Origin of the sequence: Pararobbsia alpina, assembly GCF_902859895.1 — a bacterium.
GTDB classification, from domain to species: domain Bacteria; phylum Pseudomonadota; class Gammaproteobacteria; order Burkholderiales; family Burkholderiaceae; genus Pararobbsia; species Pararobbsia alpina.
The window spans coordinates 1-1793 of the sequence record NZ_CADIKM010000143.1; the positions used below are offsets into that span (position 1 = coordinate 1).

Below are 1793 nucleotides of genomic sequence, written 5' to 3' on the forward strand. Positions count from 1 at the left end.
GATAACGAAGATTTCGAAGTCGGAAATCCGGACTACTCATATGACAGGCCTGGTGACCGATATCGGCATTGAACTGGGCAAGAGCTTGTACTGGAATCGTGGAATGCCGCTAACATCCTCTCAATACGTTCGGGCGGACCGACGTAAGCTTGCGCTACTGACCTCCTTGCTCTGCTCTTTTTTTGCTGGTGGTGTCGCAGGCGCGTTTGGTTTCAAGCAATTCGGCTTCATCGCTACACTGCCCCTGGCTGCAGTGCTCCTGATGTTCGCCGGGGTGCCTGTCGGTGACGACCTGACGACGTTGCGACGCCGCAGACGTCTCTGACGTAGCTATCCGTCCGCTCACGTGACCGACGATGACGACCAACCGAGATTGTCCTTCTTGTCGCTTTCGGCCCCAGACCGGTACAAGTGTCTGCAATTGCGCAGCGTATCGTCCTGAGCACGCTTGCGCTCGCGTCCATTGGAGTCTTCACGTCGCTGTTCAAGGGACGAATCGCGGCTTTCTCTGCTACGCGGCAGATTGTCATTGACGTTTCGAGCCCACGAAGAAGGTTGCTGTCAAGAAGGCTATAGCCGAACGGGGCGCTACAAAGACCGGCGCGGCTCGTGCGCGTGAAGCAAAGCCGAACGCGCCGGCTGCGTCGGTCACTGAGACCGCCGTCGCCTAGACCGGCTTCGCGCGCAACGCAATATTCACAGCGGCGAGCCGGTGCTGAATCCAGCCCGAGTACTGATGCATTGAGCGCTATAGAGTGAGAAGAGAACCAGTGGTACGCATGTCGTGAAACTTGCTGGGTAATCCCGCTTGTCATAGCCAGGGAAGACAGTCCAGAAACACGTCATGAACACGGATTCAAAAGGCGTCGTACGGATGCCAGCAGCATCTCCATGGACACGGGCTTAAGCAAAAACCCGTCCCCCACTGCTGCATCGGCGGGGTCTAGAGGGTCAGCACTGGTGAGAATGATAGGAATTCGCGCGAACTCTCGTTTTTGCTTCAAGTGGCGGAAAAACTCAACGCCACACATTATTGGCATCGACCAGTCTGTGATGACGAGGTCGGGCTTTCCCCCGTTGGCGGCGAAAAGTCCCTGACGGCCATTACTGGCCGTCAGGACTCGATAACCTTCCAATTGGAGGCCTCGCTTCCAGGTGGTCACGATGTTGAGCTCGTCCTCCACGACAAGAATGGTTTTCATTTATGCTTACTGCACGAGGATGTGAGCGCCGGCGTCGAATTCGCCACTCATCAGCCTGACTGCCGCTCGGTAGGTGCCAATGCATTGGTCGCACCAATGCGATTGGTCATCAGTCTCCGCAAGGAATGTCCGATATTTATCGAGTTATGCAGAACAGCTGACACGATGATTCCCCTTGAATTTTGCGCTGTCACAACGGCGAGCGCTGTCTCGATGAGAAGACTAGGTTGTGCCGCAGGGCGAATCTACTCTACGGTTGGACATGCCGATGCCGCGTTAGCGTAATACGCTTATACCGGCGTATAACCGCGGTGAGAAGTCATACGAGCGGTGTCGAACTGCGAAACAACGTCGACATCCGCTCGAGCTTCTCCGACCGCAGTTGCTCGCAAAGAGATTGATGCCAGCGTCGACCCTGCGAACCTATCGGAACGGGAACAGCGCGTGGCTGCGGCCTGGTCATGGTTCGGCAGCGACCCGGGGCTACGCTGAAAAAGGTCAACGCCGTTGGGCGGCGAATCGTTAAATCCGGATGAAACAACAGACCCTTGCGATAGCGGCCGATCAAGGCGCCGGATTTGAACAGTACCG

The 1793-nt window shown here is 56.3% G+C and carries 3 protein-coding genes; 1 reads left to right on the plus strand and 2 read right to left on the minus strand.

The features are described 5' to 3' along the window. A partial coding sequence (locus HV670_RS29855) for a YoaK family protein (RefSeq protein WP_175108522.1) occupies positions 1–325 on the plus strand: 325 nt, incomplete at its 5' end. Positions 326–842: 517 nt separating this feature from the next. Here the strand turns inward: HV670_RS29855 and HV670_RS29860 are convergent. Both HV670_RS29860 and HV670_RS30725 read right to left on the minus strand, forming a co-directional pair. Further along, the gene (locus HV670_RS29860) at positions 843–1202 is read right to left on the minus strand and encodes a response regulator (RefSeq protein ID WP_175108523.1); all 360 of its coding nucleotides are present in this window, start codon (positions 1200–1202) and stop codon (positions 843–845) included. 319 nt (positions 1203–1521) lie between these two features. Next, on the minus strand, positions 1522–1793 hold a 272-nt coding region (locus HV670_RS30725; protein ID WP_217478561.1), incomplete at its 5' end, for a hypothetical protein.

What these genes read in the sequence shown, in the direction of transcription:
- HV670_RS29860 (WP_175108523.1), bottom strand. Translation starts at nt 1,202, where the DNA reads ATGAAAACCATTCTTGTCGTGGAGGACGAGCTCAACATCGTGACCACC.